The 20,654-nt window shown below is 60.8% G+C and carries 13 protein-coding genes; 6 read left to right on the top strand and 7 right to left on the bottom strand.

The features are described 5' to 3' along the window. Positions 1 to 76: 76 nt before the first annotated feature. The 4 genes from purT to guaA all read left to right on the top strand — a co-directional run bounded on the left by purT (position 77) and on the right by guaA (position 5,300). Positions 77 to 1,258, top strand: a complete 1,182-nt coding sequence (purT, locus tag AC1Q6D_RS10570) for a formate-dependent phosphoribosylglycinamide formyltransferase (protein WP_103405827.1) — start codon at positions 77 to 79, stop codon at positions 1,256 to 1,258. 185 nt (positions 1,259 to 1,443) lie between these two features. Further along, positions 1,444 to 1,992 carry a hypothetical protein gene (locus AC1Q6D_RS10575; protein ID WP_047538160.1) on the top strand — a complete coding sequence of 183 codons (549 nt, stop codon included), beginning with the start codon at positions 1,444 to 1,446 and terminating at the stop codon, positions 1,990 to 1,992. A 162-nt stretch (positions 1,993 to 2,154) separates the two neighbouring features. After that, positions 2,155 to 3,624 (top strand): IMP dehydrogenase, encoded by a 1,470-nt coding sequence (gene guaB, locus AC1Q6D_RS10580; RefSeq protein WP_103405802.1) that lies wholly within the window; start codon positions 2,155 to 2,157, stop codon positions 3,622 to 3,624. 98 nt (positions 3,625 to 3,722) lie between these two features. Then, entirely contained in the window at positions 3,723 to 5,300 is a 1,578-nt protein-coding gene (guaA, locus tag AC1Q6D_RS10585) for a glutamine-hydrolyzing GMP synthase (protein WP_103405801.1), read from the top strand. A 118-nt stretch (positions 5,301 to 5,418) separates the two neighbouring features. Here the strand turns inward: guaA and AC1Q6D_RS10590 are convergent, their stop codons facing one another. Further along, positions 5,419 to 10,104, bottom strand: coding sequence for a membrane-targeted effector domain-containing toxin (locus tag AC1Q6D_RS10590; protein ID WP_103405800.1), 4,686 nt, complete (start codon positions 10,102 to 10,104; stop codon positions 5,419 to 5,421). A gap of 189 nt (positions 10,105 to 10,293) precedes the next feature. On the opposite strand from AC1Q6D_RS10590, the gene AC1Q6D_RS10595 reads away from it, so the two are divergent. Both AC1Q6D_RS10595 and tadA read left to right on the top strand, forming a co-directional pair. Next, a complete protein-coding gene (locus tag AC1Q6D_RS10595) occupies positions 10,294 to 11,670 on the top strand; it encodes a multicopper oxidase family protein (protein ID WP_103405799.1) in 1,377 nt (458 codons plus the stop codon). After that, positions 11,670 to 12,167, top strand: coding sequence for a tRNA adenosine(34) deaminase TadA (gene tadA, locus AC1Q6D_RS10600; RefSeq protein ID WP_103405798.1), 498 nt, complete (start codon positions 11,670 to 11,672; stop codon positions 12,165 to 12,167). Before AC1Q6D_RS10595 ends, tadA begins: the two co-directional genes overlap by 1 nt. Positions 12,168 to 12,301: 134 nt before the next feature. On the opposite strand, the gene cmoB is transcribed toward tadA, so the two are convergent. The 6 genes from cmoB to AC1Q6D_RS10630 all read right to left on the bottom strand — a co-directional run bounded on the left by cmoB (position 12,302) and on the right by AC1Q6D_RS10630 (position 20,606). After that, positions 12,302 to 13,258, bottom strand: a complete 957-nt coding sequence (gene cmoB, locus AC1Q6D_RS10605) for a tRNA 5-methoxyuridine(34)/uridine 5-oxyacetic acid(34) synthase CmoB (protein ID WP_103405797.1) — start codon at positions 13,256 to 13,258, stop codon at positions 12,302 to 12,304. Next, on the bottom strand, positions 13,255 to 14,034 hold the full coding sequence (cmoA, locus tag AC1Q6D_RS10610; RefSeq protein WP_177318187.1) for a carboxy-S-adenosyl-L-methionine synthase CmoA: 780 nt from the start codon (positions 14,032 to 14,034) through the stop codon (positions 13,255 to 13,257). The genes cmoB and cmoA overlap by 4 nt, the downstream gene beginning before the upstream one ends. A 181-nt stretch (positions 14,035 to 14,215) precedes the next feature. Continuing rightward, a complete protein-coding gene (locus tag AC1Q6D_RS10615; protein ID WP_103405796.1) occupies positions 14,216 to 14,851 on the bottom strand; it encodes a lysoplasmalogenase in 636 nt (211 codons plus the stop codon). A 2-nt stretch (positions 14,852 to 14,853) separates the two neighbouring features. Beyond that, entirely contained in the window at positions 14,854 to 15,246 is a 393-nt protein-coding gene (locus tag AC1Q6D_RS10620; protein ID WP_047538177.1) for a protease inhibitor I42 family protein, read from the bottom strand. A 216-nt stretch (positions 15,247 to 15,462) separates the two neighbouring features. After that, the gene (lon, locus tag AC1Q6D_RS10625) at positions 15,463 to 17,880 is read right to left on the bottom strand and encodes an endopeptidase La (protein WP_103405795.1); all 2,418 of its coding nucleotides are present in this window, start codon (positions 17,878 to 17,880) and stop codon (positions 15,463 to 15,465) included. A 314-nt stretch (positions 17,881 to 18,194) separates the two neighbouring features. Beyond that, complete coding sequence (locus AC1Q6D_RS10630) at positions 18,195 to 20,606, bottom strand: glucose/quinate/shikimate family membrane-bound PQQ-dependent dehydrogenase (protein ID WP_103405794.1); 2,412 nt, start codon at positions 20,604 to 20,606, stop codon at positions 18,195 to 18,197. Positions 20,607 to 20,654 lie beyond the last annotated feature (48 nt).

The following is a 20,654-nucleotide window of genomic DNA, read 5'->3' on the forward strand; positions in this document are numbered from 1 at the left end:
AATGCCGCGCTTTCTCCCCATGGATCGCGCGTATTGCGCCGTATCCTTGATGATCCGCTCCTTTGAGGACCTTCAGATGACCCGTATCGGAACTCCATTGTCGCCGACTGCAACCCGCGTATTGATGTGTGGTTGTGGCGAACTGGGCAAGGAAGTGGTGATCGAGCTGCAACGCCTGGGCGTTGAAGTGATTGCCGTGGATCGTTATGCCAACGCACCGGCCATGCAGGTTGCCCATCGCAGCCACGTGATCAACATGCTCGATGGCGCCGCCCTGCGTGCGGTGATCGAAGCCGAGAAGCCACACTTCATCGTGCCGGAAATCGAAGCCATCGCCACCGCGACCCTGGTTGAGCTGGAGTCCGAAGGCTTCACCGTGATTCCGACCGCGCGCGCCGCGCAGTTGACCATGAACCGTGAAGGCATCCGTCGCCTGGCAGCCGAAGAACTGGACCTGCCGACCTCGCCTTACCACTTCGCCGACACCTTCGAGGACTACAGCAAAGCGGTCGAAGACCTCGGTTTTCCGTGCGTTGTGAAACCGGTCATGAGCTCGTCGGGCAAGGGCCAGAGCCTGCTGCGCAGCGTCGATGACGTGAAGAAAGCCTGGGATTACGCCCAGGAAGGCGGCCGCGCCGGTAAAGGCCGCGTGATCATCGAAGGCTTTATCGATTTCGACTACGAAATCACCCTGCTGACCGTGCGTCATGTTGGCGGCACCACGTTCTGTGCGCCGGTCGGCCATCGTCAGGAGAAGGGCGACTATCAGGAATCCTGGCAGCCACAAGCCATGAGTCCGATTGCGCTGGCAGAATCGGAGCGCGTGGCCAAAGCCGTGACCGAAGCCCTGGGTGGCCGTGGACTGTTTGGTGTGGAGCTGTTCATCAAGGGCGATCAGGTGTGGTTCAGCGAAGTGTCGCCACGCCCGCACGACACTGGTCTGGTCACGCTGATTTCCCAGGACCTGTCGCAGTTCGCCCTGCACGCCCGGGCGATTCTGGGTCTGCCGATTCCATTGATCCGTCAGTTCGGGCCTTCGGCTTCGGCGGTGATCCTGGTGGAAGGGCAGTCGACCCAGACCGCTTTCGCCAACCTGGGCGCTGCGTTGAGCGAGCCGGATACCGCGCTGCGTCTGTTCGGCAAGCCTGAAGTCAACGGCCAGCGCCGCATGGGTGTGGCACTGGCTCGCGATGAGTCGATCGAAGCCGCTCGCGCCAAGGCGACCCGTGCGTCGCAGGCGGTGGTTGTGGAACTGTAAAAACCTCGCTGGCGGGCCTATACCTTCTATGGGCATCGCGCCAATGCTTTACCTGTAGGAGCGAGCCTGCTCGCGATGGTCGTTAACGATAACGCGGGGAATCAGGTTCCCCGCGGCGTTCTTGAGTCCATCGCGAGCCGGCTCGCTCCTACAGGTCATTCATCAATGCTCCAGGCCTGTACCCCATGAATTCCCAAAGCATCATCGTCCCGAAAATCTCCACCCTGCCGGTACACGAGCCCCGGGCCCGGGCGATTGTGCGTTGGCTGGTGCGCAAGAACATCATCAAGGAAGAACTGACCACCTGCGGTCGCACCGGCAACCGTATGGCCCACGCCATCGCCGAGGGCGCCCGCGACGTGGTCTTGCACCCCGAAGCCCTGCCGTTTGGCGAGCAGATCAACGGTCTGGAGATCGTGACCAAGCGCTGCATTTACACACCGGCCAAGGGTTTTCTTGGCGAGGCGGGTTGTGCCGAGTGTCGCAAGGAGGTGGGTGAGGCCTTGTTCGAAAGTCTGGAAGATTGGATGCCGGGGCGTACCGATAACTTCACTTGCCCCGAATGCGGGCATGAAGACGATATCAACGGTTTTCTGTTCCTGCAGGAATGCGGTTTTTCCAACCTAGGCTTCATCTTCAACAACTGGGCCGAGGCCGGGTTCAAGCAGAGCTTTCTGGACGAGTTTGCCGATTGGCTCGACCAGCCTGTCAGTTGGGTCAAAGTCGAACTTTGAATAAATAACGGTAGGAGCAAGCCGGCTCGCTCCTACATAGATTTACGGTGTTAAAAGTCCCGTTGATCACTGCTTCGATAATAGACAGAGTTTTACATTGAACCCGAGGGGGTGTCTGACTATAATGGCGCGCTTCCATTTTCCCGCTCGGGAGCCCCCGCGATGCTGCGTATCAGCCAAGAAGCTCTGACATTCGACGACATTCTCCTAGTGCCTGGTTATTCCGAGGTGCTTCCTAACGAAGTCAGTCTCAAGACCCGCCTTACCCGTGGCATCGAGCTGAATATCCCACTGGTTTCCGCTGCCATGGACACCGTCACTGAAGCCCGTCTGGCAATTGCCATGGCTCAGGAAGGTGGTATCGGCATCATCCACAAGAACATGACCATCGAGCAGCAAGCTGCCGAAGTCCGCAAGGTCAAGCGTTACGAGGCCGGCGTGGTCAAGGACCCGATCACCATCGAGGCTGACGCCACGGTGCGTGAACTGTTCGAATTGACCCGCATGCACAACATCTCCGGTGTTCCAGTGCTGCACGATGGCGACCTGGTCGGCATCGTCACCTCCCGTGACGTGCGTTTCGAAAACCGTCTGGACGCCCGCGTCCGTGAAGTGATGACGCCTAAAGAGCGTCTGGTCACGGTCAAGGAAGGCGCCAACAAGAACGACGTCCGCGAACTGCTGCACAAGCACCGCATCGAGCGCGTGCTGATCGTCGACGACAAGTTCGCCCTCAAAGGCATGATGACCGTCAACGACATCGAAAAAGCCAAGGCTTACCCGTTGGCCAGCAAGGACGATCAAGGTCGTCTGCGCGTTGGCGCCGCCGTCGGCACCGGTAAAGACACTGGTGATCGCGTCGCGGCCCTGGTCAGCGCCGGTGTTGACGTGGTGGTGGTCGACACTGCCCACGGTCACTCCAAAGGTGTGATCGACCGCGTTCGCTGGGTCAAGCAGAACTTCCCTGAAGTGCAGGTCATCGGCGGCAACATCGCCACCGGCGCTGCCGCCAAGGCCCTGGCCGAAGCCGGCGCTGACGCGGTCAAGGTCGGTATCGGTCCTGGCTCGATCTGCACCACCCGTATCGTCGCCGGTGTCGGCGTCCCGCAAATCAGTGCCATCGCCAACGTCGCCGCTGCCCTTGAAGGCACTGGCGTTCCGTTGATCGCCGACGGCGGCATCCGTTTCTCCGGTGACCTGTCCAAGGCCATCGTTGCCGGTGCCTCCTGCGTGATGATGGGTTCGATGTTCGCCGGTACCGAAGAAGCGCCGGGCGAGATCGAACTGTTCCAGGGTCGTTCGTACAAGGCTTACCGCGGCATGGGTTCGCTGGGCGCCATGTCCCAGGCTCAAGGTTCCTCCGACCGTTATTTCCAGGACTCCTCGGCAGGCGCCGAGAAGCTGGTTCCGGAAGGCATCGAAGGTCGAGTTCCGTACAAGGGCACCCTGAGCGCCATCATCCATCAACTGATGGGCGGCCTGCGTTCTTCCATGGGCTACACCGGTAGCGCCAACATCGAAGAAATGCGCACCAAGCCTGAGTTCGTGCGGATCACCGGCGCTGGCATGGCCGAATCCCACGTTCACGACGTGCAGATCACCAAAGAAGCGCCAAACTACCGCGTAGGTTGAGCCTTCTAGCAAAAAGTTAACGACCGGGGCTGTTTTATTCAGCCCCGAGTTGTTTCTGAATCACGACTGTTTCTGAATGACTTAGACGAGACTGAATCATGGCCCTCGATATTCACGCTCACCGCATCCTGATCCTCGACTTCGGTTCCCAATACACCCAGCTGATCGCCCGTCGCGTTCGCGAAATCGGTGTGTACTGCGAACTGCATCCGTTCGACATGGACGAGGAAGCGATTCGCGAATTCGCTCCGAAAGGCGTCATCCTCGCCGGCGGCCCCGAGTCCGTGCACGAAGCCAACAGCCCTCGCTGCCCGCAAGCGGTCTTTGACCTGGGCGTACCGGTCTTCGGTATCTGCTACGGCATGCAGACCATGGCCGAGCAACTGGGCGGCAAGGTAGAAGGTTCCGAGCTGCGTGAGTTCGGTTATGCCCGCGTAGACGTGGTCGGCAAGAGCCGCCTGCTCGACGGCATCGAAGACCACATCGACGCCGACGGCCTGTTCGGCCTCGACGTGTGGATGAGCCACGGTGACAAAGTTACCCGCATGCCGGAAGACTTCCACATCCTGGCCAGCACCCCAAGCTGCCCGATTGCCGGCATGTTCAGCGACGAGCGTCGTTACTACGGCGTGCAGTTCCACCCGGAAGTGACCCACACCAAGCAAGGCGGCCGCATTCTGTCGCGCTTCATCCTCGACATCTGCGAGTGTGAAGCCCTGTGGACCCCGTCGAAAATCGCTGAAGACGCCATCGCCCAGGTACGTGCCCAGGTCGGCACCGACAACGTGCTGCTTGGCCTGTCCGGCGGCGTGGATTCGTCGGTGGTTGCCGCGCTGCTGCACAAGGCCATTGGCGACCAGCTGACCTGCGTGTTCGTCGACAACGGCCTGCTGCGCCTGCACGAAGGCGAGCAAGTGATGGCCATGTTCGCCGAGAACATGGGCGTCAAGGTGATCCGCGCCAACGCTGAAGACCAGTTCCTTAACAACCTGGCCGGCGAGTCCGACCCGGAGAAGAAGCGCAAGATCATCGGCCGCACCTTCATCGACGTGTTCGATGCCGAATCCTGCAAGCTGGACAACATCAAGTACCTGGCCCAGGGCACCATCTACCCGGACGTGATCGAGTCGGCTGGCGCCAAGAGCGGCAAGGCCCACGTGATCAAGTCGCACCACAACGTGGGCGGCCTGCCGGAAGAAATGAACCTCAAGCTGGTTGAACCCCTGCGCGAGCTGTTCAAGGACGAAGTCCGTCGACTGGGCCTGGAACTCGGCCTGCCGTACGACATGGTCTACCGTCACCCGTTCCCGGGCCCGGGCCTGGGCGTGCGGATCCTCGGTGAAGTGAAGAAGGAATACGCCGACCTGCTGCGTCGCGCCGACCACATCTTCATCGAAGAACTGCGCAAGGCCGACTGGTACCACAAGGTCAGCCAGGCCTTCGTGGTGTTCCAGCCAGTGAAATCGGTTGGCGTGGTCGGCGATGGCCGTCGTTACGCCTGGGTCGTGGCCCTGCGTGCCGTGGAAACCATCGACTTCATGACTGCGCGTTGGGCACACCTGCCTTACGAACTGCTGGAAACCGTCAGCGGTCGCATCATCAATGAAATCGAAGGCATCTCCCGCGTCACCTACGACGTGTCGAGCAAGCCGCCAGCGACCATTGAGTGGGAATGATCGTAATTGAGCCTGTGAACACAGGCTCAAAACGATAGCGACAAAAGAAGCCCCCGATCGTGAGATCGGGGGCTTCTTGCGTTTCAGGGGTTGAGCCCACAGTGAATCAGCCAATGAGTTACACCGGCAAGCGCCCCTGGAGGTTCATGCCCATACGGCTAAGACCCCAGGACAGCTCGTCGATGCTGGCGTAAGGCACTTGATGCACTTCGGTCCAGGCGGGGCGATGGATCAGGTAGCTGCCATCAGCCGTGCGCTCGACCGCTGTTCGGACCACTTGGCCGTCTCTGCTGCGATGGAACAGCGCCCAGCTACCGTTCGATTTCTGAAACGTAAACATGCCTTGCCTGAATAACATCCGGCTCAATTCCTCCGGCGTCCTTTCGAGCAACGGCAGTGGCATCTGCAAGCTCAAGTCAGCGTGCAGGGTGTCGTAATTTCCGCCGGTGGACTCGGGCTGGTCTGCAAAACCGCGGCCCACCTCGATGCCTCGATCGGTTTCAATCAGCAGGCTTTCTTCCGGCAGCACCTCTTCGATGCGCAAACCAATACCGCCCTGCATCTCACTGATGCCGGACATTCCGCGGAAGGTGTTGACGTTTTCCTGATCCGTCAGCACTACCCATTTTCCTGCTCCGTTGATCGTTTTGTCGGCCTCCATGATGGTGTGGGTAAGGTAGGTCTTGATGGCTTGCTCATGCATGTCGGGGAGTGATGAGCCGGGGTAACGGTAACTGGCCAGGCAGTCGGTTGCCTGAATCCGAATGTTATTTTGTTGAGCCGCCTTGACCACTTCAAGCGGGGTGAATCTCCCGGTGGGATCGCTTTTCAGTTTTTGCAAATACACCCTGAGATCATCGGGCATTGACCCGCTCTCGAAAAATTGATCGAGCTCCACCTGGTTGAAATCGTTGAGCAGGCGATGGAAATAGATCGTCTTGACGTCCTGTTGGGCCAGGGCCGGCATGTTCTCAATGAGAAACCGCATGCTGCCAATACGGTCCTGGCTTTCACCGATGACCAGGCCCGGTGCCGCTTTAAATACCTTTGGAATCAATTCTTCGGCAGTGGTTGCTGGCGTCACGCCAGGAAGCGGAGGACGAGGAGGTAATGACGCGGTGAATTCACTGCGGGAAAAGAATTGACGGGCGTCTTGCGACAGCTTGGCGCGCGGGGCCGCGATGTATTGCTCGTAAGTGGTTTCTCCGCGAAAGCTTCCGTCTGGCTGACGGACCATTTTGATATGGGTTTCTCTCTCGCCCATCGCCACTTGTCTGATACGAAATCGGTTGGCTGCATCGTATTGCGTGGCAGGGCGGCGCGGGATGGCCTGTGATGGTTCTTGAACAGGGGGCGAAGCCGGAGCAGGCGCGGAGGCCGAAGCGCGAGACCCTCCCGGATGCCGGTTGCCACCCCCCTTGAGCCCGGCTCTGGGCGTCAGCTCCCATTGACCCTCGGCATTGAGGCGCACTGGGAGGGAACCTGAAAATGCGTTGGGATTTTCAGGATCGATGATGGCCCAGGTGCCGCCTCCGTTGGGATCGGCTTCGTAACGCACGTAATAGGCCGTGTCATCGAGCAAGATCGCGCTGGAGGGGTTGGAGTCGAGTGGGTAGATGCCCTGGAATTTTCCGGCATCACTCACGGGTGTCCGCCCCTCAAGCAGTTCATTGGCTTGCCAGTGATCCGGTATCTCGATGGGGTGAGTGGTTTCTGACAAGGACGAATCGAGTTCAGTTGCCAGTCCGGCGGGCCAGCCCATGGGCTTCATGCCCTTTGCAACCAACGCTTGCTTGAGTTCTTCGAGGTTGTCCACGGTCATGGACTCGTAGGCTGGGCGAAGCGGGGTATCCAGATTCAGCCGACCACCCGGCGTGGATCTGATGACGCTGTCCGCCATCCCGTTGTTGGCATTGCGATATACCACAAGGACGCTGCTGCGGTAGCGCTGAAAGGTGAACATCCCCGGTTCAGGCAACAGCGCTCGCAGTTGTTGCGGGGACCTGTATGCCCATGGAGTTTCCACCTGCACGAGCACGTCACCTTTGATCAGCGCATGGACGCTGTCGAAGTCCATGCCATCCGATACGTAAAAAACCGGGGAATCCGGATAGTCCGCATGCTCCACAGCCAACCCCGGATCGGTGTTGATGGGTTGCGCGTGCCCCGGCGCTACCTCACCGATACGAATGCTCAGGGCGTCGGTCTGTTCGCTGATGCCGCGATAGCCTCTGAATGTCGCCATGTTTTCCTGATTGACCAAGGCAATCCATTTGGCCGGCTCTTTTAATGCTTCATTGAACCGGATGACCTCGCTGGCAAAAAAACTCCTGGCCATCTGGTAGCCGGATTCCCAGTCAATCGCTTCTTTGTTGATGTTGTAGGTCGTCGACATGTCGAGGGCCTGCACCCGGATCTTTTGAGCGTTGGCGGCTTTGACCAGCGCCAGCAGATTGAATTTGCCTGTGGGGTCGTTGCCGGCCTTGATGTCGAGTTTGTTCAGGTAGTTTTCCAGCTCGGCAGGCATTTCACCGGTGCGCGCAAAAGTGTCCAGTTCGAGTTGATTGACGTTGGCCAGCAGCTCCTGCAGGTACAGAGTCTTCACACCCTGTTGAGCGAGCGTTGGCATGTTTTCGATGAGGAACTGTTTGCTGCCGATGCTGCCCCGGCTCTCGCCGACGACCAGGCCCGGTTTTTTCGCGTAGGCCGTTTCAAACAGTTCGCCGGGCGTGGCAAACGCTTGTGCAGAGAGTGCCGGTTGGCTCTGCGTCGGTGGGTGAAGCTCGTACCAGGCCTTGGCGTCGCTGATCAGGTTGCGACGAGGTTCTTCCTGGGCCATCTCGAATTCGCTGAGCGTGACGACCTCTTCGCCGGCATCGGACATGAGTACGCTGTGGACGTCGATGTCTGCCACTGACCAGATCCGTCTGAACGGGCTGCGGACGTCGGGTCCGCCAAGCGCCCATGCCCTCATTTCAGGGTCGTCAAGCCCCGGTACGTGAACGCCTGGTCGTTGTGACCATTCCTCGACCGCGGGGGAGGAGACGGCCGGTGCTTGCATCCCGCCTCTGAGGCCCAGTTTTGGAACGACTTCCCATTCTCCCGAATCATTCACAAACCGTACTGGAATCGAATCCCCGAAGGCATCGGGATTGGCCGGGTCGATGATCGCCCAGTATCCACGCCCGTTGAGGCTGTTCTCATAGCGCACGTAATAGGCATTGCCGTTGAGTTTGATGGCGGACGAAGGATTCGAGGCGAGCCGATACGTACCCTCGAATTTGCCTGGCTCACGCACCAGGGCGTTGTCACTGAGCACTTCATCAATCCTGAAGGCGTCCGGCACCGCTGGCGCTGGCCTGCCCTCAGTCGAGCCCGTGACAGCCTCTGATGCTCCTTCAATGGGTTTGACCTTCGATCCGGCGGTCTCGGCAGGGGTGGTTGATTCAACCATATCGGCCATTTCCCTGGCTTCGGCGGCTTCAATGTCCGGGCCGATGTCCTCCAGCGATCCCGGGCCTTTGAGCATCAGGAGGTTGAACAGCAAATCGATACCGCTGAACACGGCGCCAAGAACGCCGGCCTTGCGATCCCCGGCGGTTTTGCCATTGACTGCCTGATCGATGTTCAAGCCCAGGCTGGCAATACTGGCGCCGACCACCGGCAGGGCAATCGGCCAACCGACCACCGCCATGGGGCCAAATACTTTTAAACCGGCACTGAGGTAACCGATCCACAGTTTCTTGCGCAGGTCGCCATTGGACGTCAGCGAGAGTTCGGCTTCGGCGAACATTGCGTTTTGGGTCGAGTTGCTCAACCAGCTGAATGCGTCGCCGATGATGACCTGGTTTTTTTGATTGATCAGGTGATGGTCGTACTTGCCCCAGGTACTGACCAGCCGGTTCATGATATCGGTGATGTTCTTGTCGATGGCATGACGATCAGCCAGGGAAAAGTGGGTCATGAAGCCCTGGCGAGCGCCTTCTTCGTTCATCTGCTGCAACATCCAGTAGTGCATGTCCGTCGCGGTTTCCAGCACTTTGAAAGCGACGGTTTCACCGGGCATGTACACGATCTGGCGACCCTTGGGCGCGACAAAACGCAGGATATTAGTGGCCACGTATCCGTCGACGTCCAGAGCCCGAACACTGTCGGCGCAAGGGTGTTGAGCCTGCAGCATTTGCAGGTCGACGGGCCAGTTGATCGGACCCATCACGGCGTTTGTGACGAACTGGAAGTCATCGTCGCTCAACTGCCGTTTGTCCCTGGCTTTTACGGCCTGTATCAGAAAATTGCATTTGGCCAGGGTTCGGAAGTCGGTGCCGGACTGCTTCCAGAACGCAGTCAACTTGTCGGTATAGAGCGTGCTGAAATCGATGTCCCAGAACGCCTTCAGCACCTCGTCGCCGTGCAGGCGTACTTCGTTGGTTTCGTTGAACCTCGCGGCTTTCGGGCCAGCGGTATAAAAGCCTGAATAGACGTCCAGCAGGTCAGCGTTGTCCTGGTCGCCGACGCGAAAGCGCTGGATCACCAACTGCGTTAGGGTCAGGGTGGATGTCAGTGTGGCGGGGACGTGCTCCCAGCCGGTGAAAGCTTTGGAGCTGCTTTCGGCTGTGTCGAAACGGTGGAAGTACACCTGATCGGGATCGAGGTCGGTAATGCCGGATTTTTTCAGTAAGTCGCTGGCGACTTCGTGCGCCGTGTCTTGCAGGCTCGGGCACGTCTGGATGACGGTGGTGGCGATCGCCTTGAGCGCGGCTTTGTCGGCGGCATTGGGCAGCGGCTGTGTTTCGTTCGGGTTCATGCGCTCTCTTTCCATGAGATAACGGGATGTCGAGGATGGCCGGTCTTTTCGAGGCAAGTGCACTACATAGTTATGCCCACAGCCGGTGTGCGGCCACACGTCACCCTTACTGTTTCGCAATTGCAGGTGTATCGTATTCGCCTTTTGCGGGCCCAGGGCCCGAAGCTGATACGTGAGGTAGTTGAGTCCATGTCCTTTACCCGTCGACAAATACTCGGTGGTCTGGCCGGTCTTGTAGTGGTTGGCGTGGGAGCCGGCGGCGCGTCGCGTTACTGGCTGGGCAAAATGGCCGACGCCGAGGCGGGCCATGACTACGAGCTGATCGCCGCGCCGCTGGACGTCGAGCTGGTGCCTGGACACAAAACCGAAGCCTGGGCCTTCGGCCCGTCGGCACCGGGCACCGAGTTGCGCGCGCGCCAGGGTGAATGGCTGCGGGTGCGTTTCATCAACCACCTGCCGGTTGCCACCACCATTCACTGGCACGGCATCCGCCTGCCGCTGGAAATGGACGGCGTGCCGTACGTCTCGCAACTGCCGGTGCTGCCGGGCGAGTATTTCGACTACAAATTCCGCGTGCCTGATGCCGGCAGCTACTGGTATCACCCCCATGTGAGCAGCAGCGAGGAACTCGGTCGTGGACTGGTTGGCCCGCTGATCATCGAAGAGCGCGAGCCGACCGGTTTCAAGTACGAAAAAACCTTGAGCCTCAAGAGCTGGCACGTCGATGACGAAGGCGCTTTCGTCGCGTTCAGCGTGCCTCGCGAGGCGGCCCGTGGCGGTACGGCGGGGCGTCTTTCGACCATCAACGGGGTCTCTCAACCGGTCATCGAATTGCCCGCCGGACAGATCACCCGCGTGCGCTTGCTCAACCTCGATAACACCCTGACTTATCGCCTGAACATCCCGGGTGTCGAAGCGCAGATCTACGCGCTCGATGGCAACCCGGTCGAGCCGCGTCCGCTCGGCAAGGAATACTGGCTCGGTCCCGGCATGCGCATTTGCCTGGCGATCAAGGCGCCGCCGGCCGGTGAAGAGTTGTCCCTGCGCAACGGCCCGGTGCGTTTAGGTACATTGCGCTCCGTGGCCAATACCGATGCGCCGACCGACTGGCCACCGGCGCTGCCCCCAAACCCGGTGGCCGAACCGGACCTGGCCAATGCCGAGAAACTCAACTTCAATTTCGAGTGGGTGGGCTCGGTGTCCGTCAACGTCGATAATGGCAAGCCGCCGAGCCTGTGGCAGATCAACGGCAAAGCCTGGGACATCACTGACAAGACCTGCGCCGACCGGCCCATTGCCAGGCTCGAGAAGGGCAAGAGTTACCTCTTCGAATTGAAAAACATGACTCAATACCAGCACCCGATTCACCTGCACGGCATGAGCTTCAAAGTCATCGCCTCGAACCGGCACAAGGTCATTCCGTACTTCACCGATACTTACCTGTTGGGCAAGAACGAGCGCGCGCAAGTGGCGCTGGTGGCGGATAACTCGGGAGTGTGGATGTTCCACTGCCATGTGATCGACCACATGGAAACCGGCCTGATGGCCGCCATCGAGGTGGCGTGATGCGTCAGATTCGTCCCGCCGCCATCATCGACCGTAGCCGTGATCGCGACTTCATGCGTGAAGCCCTGGCCCTGGCTGCCCAGGGCGCCGCTCTCGGCGAAGTGCCAGTGGGCGCGGTGCTGGTGCAGGACGGCGAAATCATCGGTCGCGGCTTCAACTGCCCGATCAGCGGCAATGACCCGAGCGCCCATGCCGAGATGGTCGCGATCCGCGCCGCCGCCCAGGCCGTGAGCAACTATCGCCTGCCGGGCAGCACGCTGTACGTGACTCTGGAGCCGTGCAGCATGTGCGCCGGGCTGATCGTGCACTCACGGATTGCGCGGGTGGTGTATGGCGCGCTGGAGCCCAAAGCGGGGATCGTGCAGAGCCAGGGGCAGTTCTTCACCCAGGGCTTCTTGAATCACCGGGTGTTGTATGAAGGCGGGGTGTTGGCCGAGGAGTGCGGGGCGGTGTTGAGCGAGTTCTTCAAGGCCCGGCGCGCCAAACCCGCTGAATAAAGGACAACATCAAACCCTGTGGGAGCTGGCTTGCCAGCGATGGCGTCGGCACATCAAGCATTGATGTCGACTGATCTACCGCTATCGCTGGCAAGCCAGCTCCCACAGGTTTTTGCGGCGTTTTTGAGATCGGCTTATTTCTTCGCAACAATCACCGCCCGCATCGGCGCCGGCAGCCCTTCAATGGTCTTGCTGTGGTCCTCGGGATCCAGGAAGTCACTTAGCGACTGGTACTTCATCCACTCGGTGCCGCGCTGTTCCTCGACCGTGGTCACGCTCACATCCACGCACTTCACGTCGCTGAAACCGGCACGGCGCAGCCACAATTCCAGCGCCGGCACCGACGGCAGGAACCACACGTTGCGCATCTGCGCATAACGGTCTTCCGGCACCAGCACCTGATGTTTGTCGCCTTCGACCACCAGGGTTTCCAGCACCAGTTCGCCGCCCTTGACCAGGCAATCCTTCAGCGCCAGCAAATGCTCGATCGGCGAGCGGCGGTGGTAGAACACGCCCATGGAAAACACCGTGTCGAAGCCTTCCAGGTTCGGCGGCAAGTCTTCGAACGGGAACGGCAGATGCCAGGCATTTGGTTCAGACAGGTAACGCTGCACGGCCTGGAACTGGCAGAAAAACAGCCAGTTCGGATCGACACCGATCACGCTGTCCGCGCCGGCACCGAGCATGCGCCACATGTAATAGCCATTGCCGCAGCCGACATCGAGGATGCGTTTGCCCTTGAGGTCCAGGTGCGGAGCCACCCGCGACCATTTCCAGTCCGAGCGCCATTCGGTGTCGACGTGCACGCCAAACAGGTCGAACGGCCCTTTGCGCCATGGCGACAGCCCCATCAACGCCGTACGCATCTGCGCGCGAGTTTCATCGTCGCAATCGGTGTCGAGTTTCAAGCCGTTGAGCAAATCGACTTCGCTCGGCTGGATCTTCGGCAGGGCGTCGAGCGCGCTTTGCCAGCGCTCCAGGTCGCCGTGGCCCTTTTCCATTTTCTTGTCGAGTTGCGCCTGCAGGGTGTTGGCCCAATCGGCCAGTGGTGTACCGGCCAGGCGGCGGGCGAGGGGGGACAGATCAATCATGGCAAGGCAATCAACGAGGCAAAGTTAAGACACTGGAACCACGGCACGACTTTCGAGAACCCGGCGGCCAGCAGGCGTTCGCGGTGTTCTTCGAGGCTGTCGGGCTTCATGACGTTTTCGATGGCGCTGCGCTTCTGGGCGATTTCCAGTTCGCTGTAGCCGTTGGCGCGTTTGAACGCGACATGCAGATCAGTGAGCAGCGCGTGCTCTTCGGGGTCGTTGAAGCGCAGTTTTTCCGAGAGGATCAAGGCACCGCCGGGCAGCAGCGACTGACGGATGCGCGACAGCAACGCCGTACGTTGCTCCGGGGCGATGAATTGCAGGGTGAAGTTCAGCGCCACCACCGAGGCAGGCTGGAAGTCGAGGGCGAGGATGTCGCCTTCGATCACTTCGACCGGCAGCAACTCCTGGAACATCGAGTCCTGACCGTTGAGGTACTCGCGGCAGCGTTCGACCATCGCCGCCGAGTTATCCACAGCGATGACGCGGCAACCATCGGTACGCACGTGACGGCGCAGGGCCTGGGTCACGGCACCCAGCGACGAGCCCAGGTCGTACAGTACGCTGTTGGGCTGGGCGAACTGCGCGGCGAGCACGCCGAGGTTTTCGACGATGGTCGGATAACCTGGCACCGAGCGCTTGATCATATCCGGGAACACCCGCACCACGTCCTCGTTAAAGGCGAAGTCAGGCACCTGGGCCAAAGGCTGGGCGAAAAGGCGATCGGGTTCTTTGCTCACGGCGGTTCCAGCGGCGTAGGTGGAAAAGGCCGGCATTTTAGCCAAGTTGGCGCGGCGATGCGCGGGTTGTCTGATAAACCGGCGGGGCAAGTCCGGATTCTTCGTCGTCAGTGAGATCGCTATCGCGAGCAGGCTCGCTCCCACAGGGGATTTCGTCGGATATGAATCTTGTATTCACAGCCGATCAATTGTGAGAGCGAGCCTGCTCGCGATGGGGTCAACGCGGTTTCTGAGTGAACGCCGACGCGGTAATGCCCCATTGCCCCAGCCAGTAGCTGAGGATAATCACGTACGCCGCAGCCTCGAACGGCACCACAAAGCGGCTGATGCCAATCACGCTATCCGAAAACACAAACGCTACTGCACCAACCGCTGCCAGCAGCGCCGAGCGCTTGGGCACGTCGGTGCCGAGTCGCGCCAGCGCACGCCAGAGCATCGCGCTGATGGCCAGGCCATAGACGATCACCGGGATCAGCAACGGCCCGAGCCCGTGAGCGATCAGAATCCCCAGCAGCACGGCGCCCACACCCGAGGCCAGGATCAATGGCAACAAGGCCAGGCGCCGACAATCGCTCAGATACGCTTTCAGGTAAGCCAGATGCGCAACCAGAAACGCCCCGAGCCCGAATACGAACAGGTCCCCTGGCCACGCCAGCAGCACATCGCCGAGCAGGGAGAAGATCAATCCGAGGCTGATCCAGCGCCGATAGTCGCTCGGTGGCGCATCGTGCAGCCAGCCGAGCAGGGCCAGCACGGGCAGTGGCTTGACCAACAGGCAGAGCAGCGCGGCGTGCACGCTCAGGCCGTAGAGGAACGTCACCGCGCCCATGAGCGCCAGAATCAGCCAGCCCACGGTCAGTTAACCGAGATGTTGCAGTCGAAGGCGTCCACCGGCAGCACCTCCGGCGCCCAGGGCTGTTGTGAAGTCAGGCGCAAACGCCCGGTCCCGGTGGTGAAGGCCTGAAAGCGCCAGGTGGAAATCCCGGCCGCGCCGACCACACCGGCATCTTCCGGGTTGGTATAGACCTCGGGGCTGAGCGCACGCAACACGCCACCGGCCGAATCCTGGATGGCCCAGCGGTAACCCGTGGTCGGGTTGCTTGGCAGGGTCAGGATCAGGTTTTGCCCGCTGGTGAGCTTCACCGGGCATTCGCTTTGTTTTTCCACGGTCACATTCTGCTTCGGTTGCGTGGCGCAGGCGGCCAGCAGCGCGAGGGCGAGGGGGACAAACAGGCGAGTGGGGGACATAAGGTCAGTGGCTCCGGCGTTCACGACGAACGGCGAGCATAACTGAGATGAGACTGGGTGTGACAGTCGCAGAAGGATGTGGTGGCAGGGAGGACGCCTTCGCGGGCAAGCCCGCTCCCACAGTGTTCAGCGGTGCTCACACATGTTGTGTTCACCGCAAAATCCTGTGGGAGCGGGCTTGCCCGCGAAAGCAATCAAACAGTCACTACAGGACTATCAGAAAAGTACCTTCGCCACATCCGTAAAGCGCTTGGCGAAGTGCACGGTAATGCCTTCCTTCAGGTACTCCGGCAGTTCCTCGAAATTGCCCCGGTTGGCCTCCGGCAAAATCAGCTCGAAAATCTTCTGCCGCCGCGCCGCGATGACTTTTTCACGTACCCCGCCAATCGGCAGCACGTGCCCGGTCAACGTCAGTTCGCCGGTCATCGCCACGCCTTTCTTCGGCGGCTGGTTACGCGCCAGCGAGAGCAGGGCGCTGGCCATGGTCACGCCGGCGCTCGGGCCGTCTTTCGGGGTGGCGCCTTCCGGTACGTGCAGGTGCACGAACGCCTCGTCGAAGAACTTCGGATCACCGCCAAACGACTTCAGATTGGAACTGACGTAGCTGTAGGCGATTTCCGCGGATTCCTTCATCACATCACCCAGTTGCCCGGTGAGTTTGAAACCACGGTTCAAGGTGTGGATGCGCGTTGCTTCGATCGGCAGGGTGGCGCCGCCCATGCTGGTCCAGGCCAGCCCGGTGATCACGCCGATGCCCGACAGCACTTGCTCGTTGCGGAACACCGGTTTGCCCAGTGAGGTTTCAAGGTCTTTGGGGCCGAGCTTGATCACGGCATTCGGGTCGTCGAGCAGCTTCATCACCGCTTTGCGCACCAGTTTGCCGAGGTTTTTTTCCAGCTGACGCACACCCGCTTCGCGGGCATAACCGTCGATCAATGCCTTGAGCGCGCTGTCGCTGATGCTCAGGCTGCCCTTGGACACGCCGGCCTTCTCAAGTTGTTTCGGCCACAGGTGACGCTTGGCGATGGCGACTTTTTCTTCGGTGATATAGCCCGACAGGCGAATCACTTCCATCCGGTCGAGCAACGGCCCGGGGATCGAATCCAGGGTGTTGGCGGTGCAGATGAAAAGCACCTTCGACAGGTCCATGCGCAAGTCGAGGTAGTGGTCGAGGAATTCGACGTTCTGCTCCGGATCGAGGGTTTCCAGCAGCGCCGAGGCCGGGTCGCCCTGGTAGCTCTGGCCCATCTTGTCGATCTCGTCGAGCATGATCACCGGGTTCATCACCTCGACGTCTTTCAACGCCTGCACCAGTTTGCCTGGCTGCGCGCCGATGTAGGTGCGACGATGGCCCTTGATCTCGGCTTCGTCGCGCATGCCACCGAGGCTGAAGCGGTAGAACGGTCGGCCGAGGGATTCGGCGATGGATCGGCCGACGCTGGTCTTGCCCACGCCCGGCGGGCCGACCAGCAACACGATGGAGCCGCTGATCTCGCCTTTATAGGCACCGACCGCGAGGAATTCGAGGATGCGGTCCTTGATGTCATCGAGGCCGGCATGGTGCTTGTCCAGCACCTTGCGCGCGTACTTGAGGTCGAGCTTGTCCTCGCCGTACACGCCCCACGGCACCGAGGTCGCCCAGTCGATGTAGTTGCGGGTGACGGCATACTCCGGCGAGCCGGTCTCGAGGATCGACAGCTTGTTCATTTCCTCTTCGAGGCGCTTCTGCACTTGCACCGGCAGGACTTTACCCACCAGTCGCTGTTCGAACTGTTCGAGGTCGGCGCTGCGGTCGTCCTTGGTCAGCCCCAGTTCCTGCTGGATGACCTTGAGTTGTTCCTTGAGGAAGAACTCGCGCTGATGTTCGCCGATCTTGCGATTAACTTCGGCGGAAATTTCTTTCTGCAGGCGCGCGACTTCGACTTCCTTGCGCAGCATCGGCAGGACTTTTTCCATGCGCTTGAGCATCGGTACGCAATCAAGCACTTCCTGCAGTTCGCTACCGGTGGCCGAGGTCAGGGCGGCGGCGAAATCGGTCAAAGGCGACGGATCGTTGGGGCTGAAGCGATTGAGGTAATTCTTCAGCTCTTCGCTGTACAGCGGGTTGAGCGGCAGCAGTTCCTTGATCGCATTGATCAGCGCCATGCCGTAGGCCTTGACCTCGTCGGTCGGCTCGGTGGGCTGGTGCGGGTATTCGACTTCCACCAGGTACGGTGGGCGATGGTGTTTGAGCCAGGTCTTCAGACGCACGCGGGTCAGGCCCTGAGCGACGAACTGCAGCTTGCCGTTTTCGCGGCTGGCGTGATGCACCTTGACCAGCGTGCCGTAGAGCGGCAGGGCCGAAGTGTCGAAATGACGCGGGTCTTCCTGGGGCGTGTCCATGTAGAACAGGGCCAGGGAGTGGTGATCGGATTTGCTCACCAGGTCCAGGGTTTCGGCCCAGGGCTCTTCATTGACGATGACCGGCAGCACCTGGGCCGGGAAGAACGGTCGGTTGTGGATCGGGATGATGTAGACCTTGTCCGGCAGGTTCTGGCCAGGCAGGGCGAGGCCTTTGCCGGTGGAGTGTTGGGTGGCGTTTTCGGGGTCGGCGTATTCGCTCGGGTCTTCAGGGAATTCTTGCTGGTCGCTCATGGGGCACCTGCGCAATGGAGTATGGGTCTTAGATGGGGCAGGTTGGCGGTGGTTTCAATGATGCCTGGGCATTAACCAGTCATTCAAAGGTGTATTCAGCAGGGATTCAGGTTAGCTGGATTTCACGGCGACACGTCCACCTGTAGGAGCGAGCCTGCTCGCCAAGGCGTGTCAGTTGACACCAACGTAGCGGATACACCATCGCGAGCAGGCTCGCTCCTACAGGGGTGGGGCGTGCAGTGGTTTGAAATCTGCGGGCACAAAAAAGGCGACGCCTGTGAGGGCGTCGCCTTTCGTTTTACTGCCGCTAAAACTTACTCGGGCAGTTTGTACGCAATCACATAGTCACCCATCTTGGTCCCCAGCGAACCATGACCGCCGACCACGAGCAGCACGTATTGTTTGCCGTCCTTGCCGGTGTAGGTCATTGGTGTCGCCTGGCCGCCGGCCGGCAGGCGCGACTTCCAGAGTTCCTTGCCGGTGTTGACGTCATAGGCGCGCAGGTACTGATCCAGGGTGCCGCTGAGGAAGCCGACGCCGCCGGCAGTGACCATCGAGCCGCCCATGCTTGGCACGCCAAGGGTCAGGCCGATCGGCAGCGGCGAGCTGTCGCGGCTGGTGCCGTTCTTGCGTTTCCACACGATTTTGCTGGTGGTCAGGTCGATACCGGCCACGTAACCCCAGGACGGCGCCTGGCATGGCACGCCGAACGGCGACATGAACGGGTGCATGATCACCGCGTACGGGGCGCCCGTGTTTGGTTGCACGCCTGCGGTTTCGCTCTCGCGCTTGCTGCCGGCCGCCACTTGGGCACGCGGTACCATTTTCGAGACGAAGGCCATGTAGTTCGGGCTGGTGAACAACAGCTGGCGAACCGGGTCGACCGACACGCCGCCCCAGTTGAACACGCCGACGTTGCCGGGATAGATCAGGCTGCCCTGTTCCGATGGCGGAGTGTACTGGCCTTCGTAACGCAGTTCCTTGAACTGGATGCGGCACAGCATCTGGTCGAACGGACTGGCACCCCACATGGCTTTTTCGGTCAGTTCCGGGGCCAGCAGGTTCAGGTCCGAACGGGCCTGGGTCGGTGCGGTGTGGTCACCCTTCACGGCGCCTTGCGGGACCGGGATTTCACGGATCGGAATGATCGGCGTGCCGTCGCGACGGTCGAGGACGTACAGGCTGCCTTGCTTGGTCGGTTGGATCACAGCCGGCTTGATGCCGTCAGCGGTTTTCATGTCCAGCAGGGTTGGCTGGCTGCCGACGTCCATGTCCCACAGGTCATGGTGGGTGAACTGGTAGTTCCAGCGCACCTTGCCGGTGGCCAGGTCCAGAGCGACCAGGCCGGCGCTGAATTTTTCCGCGCCAGGGGTGCGGTCCGCGCCCCACTGGTCAGGCGTCTGATTGCCCAGCGGCAGGTAAACCATGCCGAGTTTTTCGTCGACGCTGGCCAGCGACCACATGTTCGCCGAGTTGCGGCTGTAGATCTGGCCCGGTGCCAACGGCTCGGTGGCGTCCGGGTTGTTGCTGTCCCAGTTCCACACCAGGTGACCGTCGCGCACGTCGTAGGCGCGGATCACGCCGGACGGCTCGTTGGTCGACTCGTTGTCGGTGACGTGGCCACCCATGATCACCAGGTCACGGGTGATCGCGGCCGGCGAGGTGGAGTAGTAGCCACCCGGTGTGAACGGGCCGATGCCCTGGGTCAGGTCCACCACGCCGTTGTTGCCGAAGCCTTCGCAGATCTTGCCGGTGTCGGCATTCAGTGCGATCAGGCGCGCATCGGCGGTCGGCAGGTACAGGCGACGCGGGCAAGCCTGGGCAACGGCTTTACCGGCCTCGGAGATGACAGCCGATGCGGCGTTTTCAGACTTGGCGTAAGCGGCTTCGTCGTAGTACGACACGCCACGGCAGGTCATGTGGGCGAAGCCCTTGAAGCCCACCGGGCTCTTGATTTGCGGGTCGAAGCGCCAGATTTCCTTGCCGGTGTCCGGGTCCAGCGCCAGCACCTTGCTGTGGGCGGTGCAGGCGTAGAGCATGCCGTTGGCTTTGAGCGGGGTGTTCTCGTTGGTCAGTTCCACCGGGTCATCGGCGGTCGGCAGGTCGCCGGTGCGAATGCGCCAGGCTTCTTGCAACTTGCCGACGTTGCCGGGGGTGATTTGCTTGAGCGGCGAGTAGCGATCACCGAATTCGCTGCGGCCATAGGCCTGCCAGTCGCCTTCGGGCATTTGTGGCGCGGTGCTGGTCATGTCGGCGCTGTCGCGGCCCAACTCGCCGAGGACTTCACCGGGGTGGGTGAACTGGCTGGCAAGGGCGGTTGCACCGGCCAGCACCACGGCCACGCTCAATGCGCCGGTGCCCAGTGGCGCAGTGCCGTCACGCAGCAATGGACGGCGGAACCACGGCAACAGCATCACCACACCCAGGGCGAACCACAGCGCCAGGCGCGGCACCAATTGCCACCAGTCGAGGCCCACTTCCCACAAGGCCCAGACGGTGCTGGTGAACAGCACCAGCGCGTACAGGCCCAGTGCGGCGCGACGGGCGGTGATCAGCAGAACGCCGGTCAACGCGATGCCGATACCGGCCAGCAGGTAGTACAGCGAGCCGCCCAGCATGCTCAGCTTGATCCCCCCGGCCAGCATGGCCAGGCCCATTAGCAGAAGCAGTATGCCGAGCAAGGTCGGCAATAGACGGCTTCGACCCAAGGCACCCTCAGTGCTCATAGTGTGATTCTCCGTGACGTTTCAAGTTGTCCCGCGCCAGTTCACTGT

Source organism: Pseudomonas sp. MT92, from assembly GCF_058792515.1.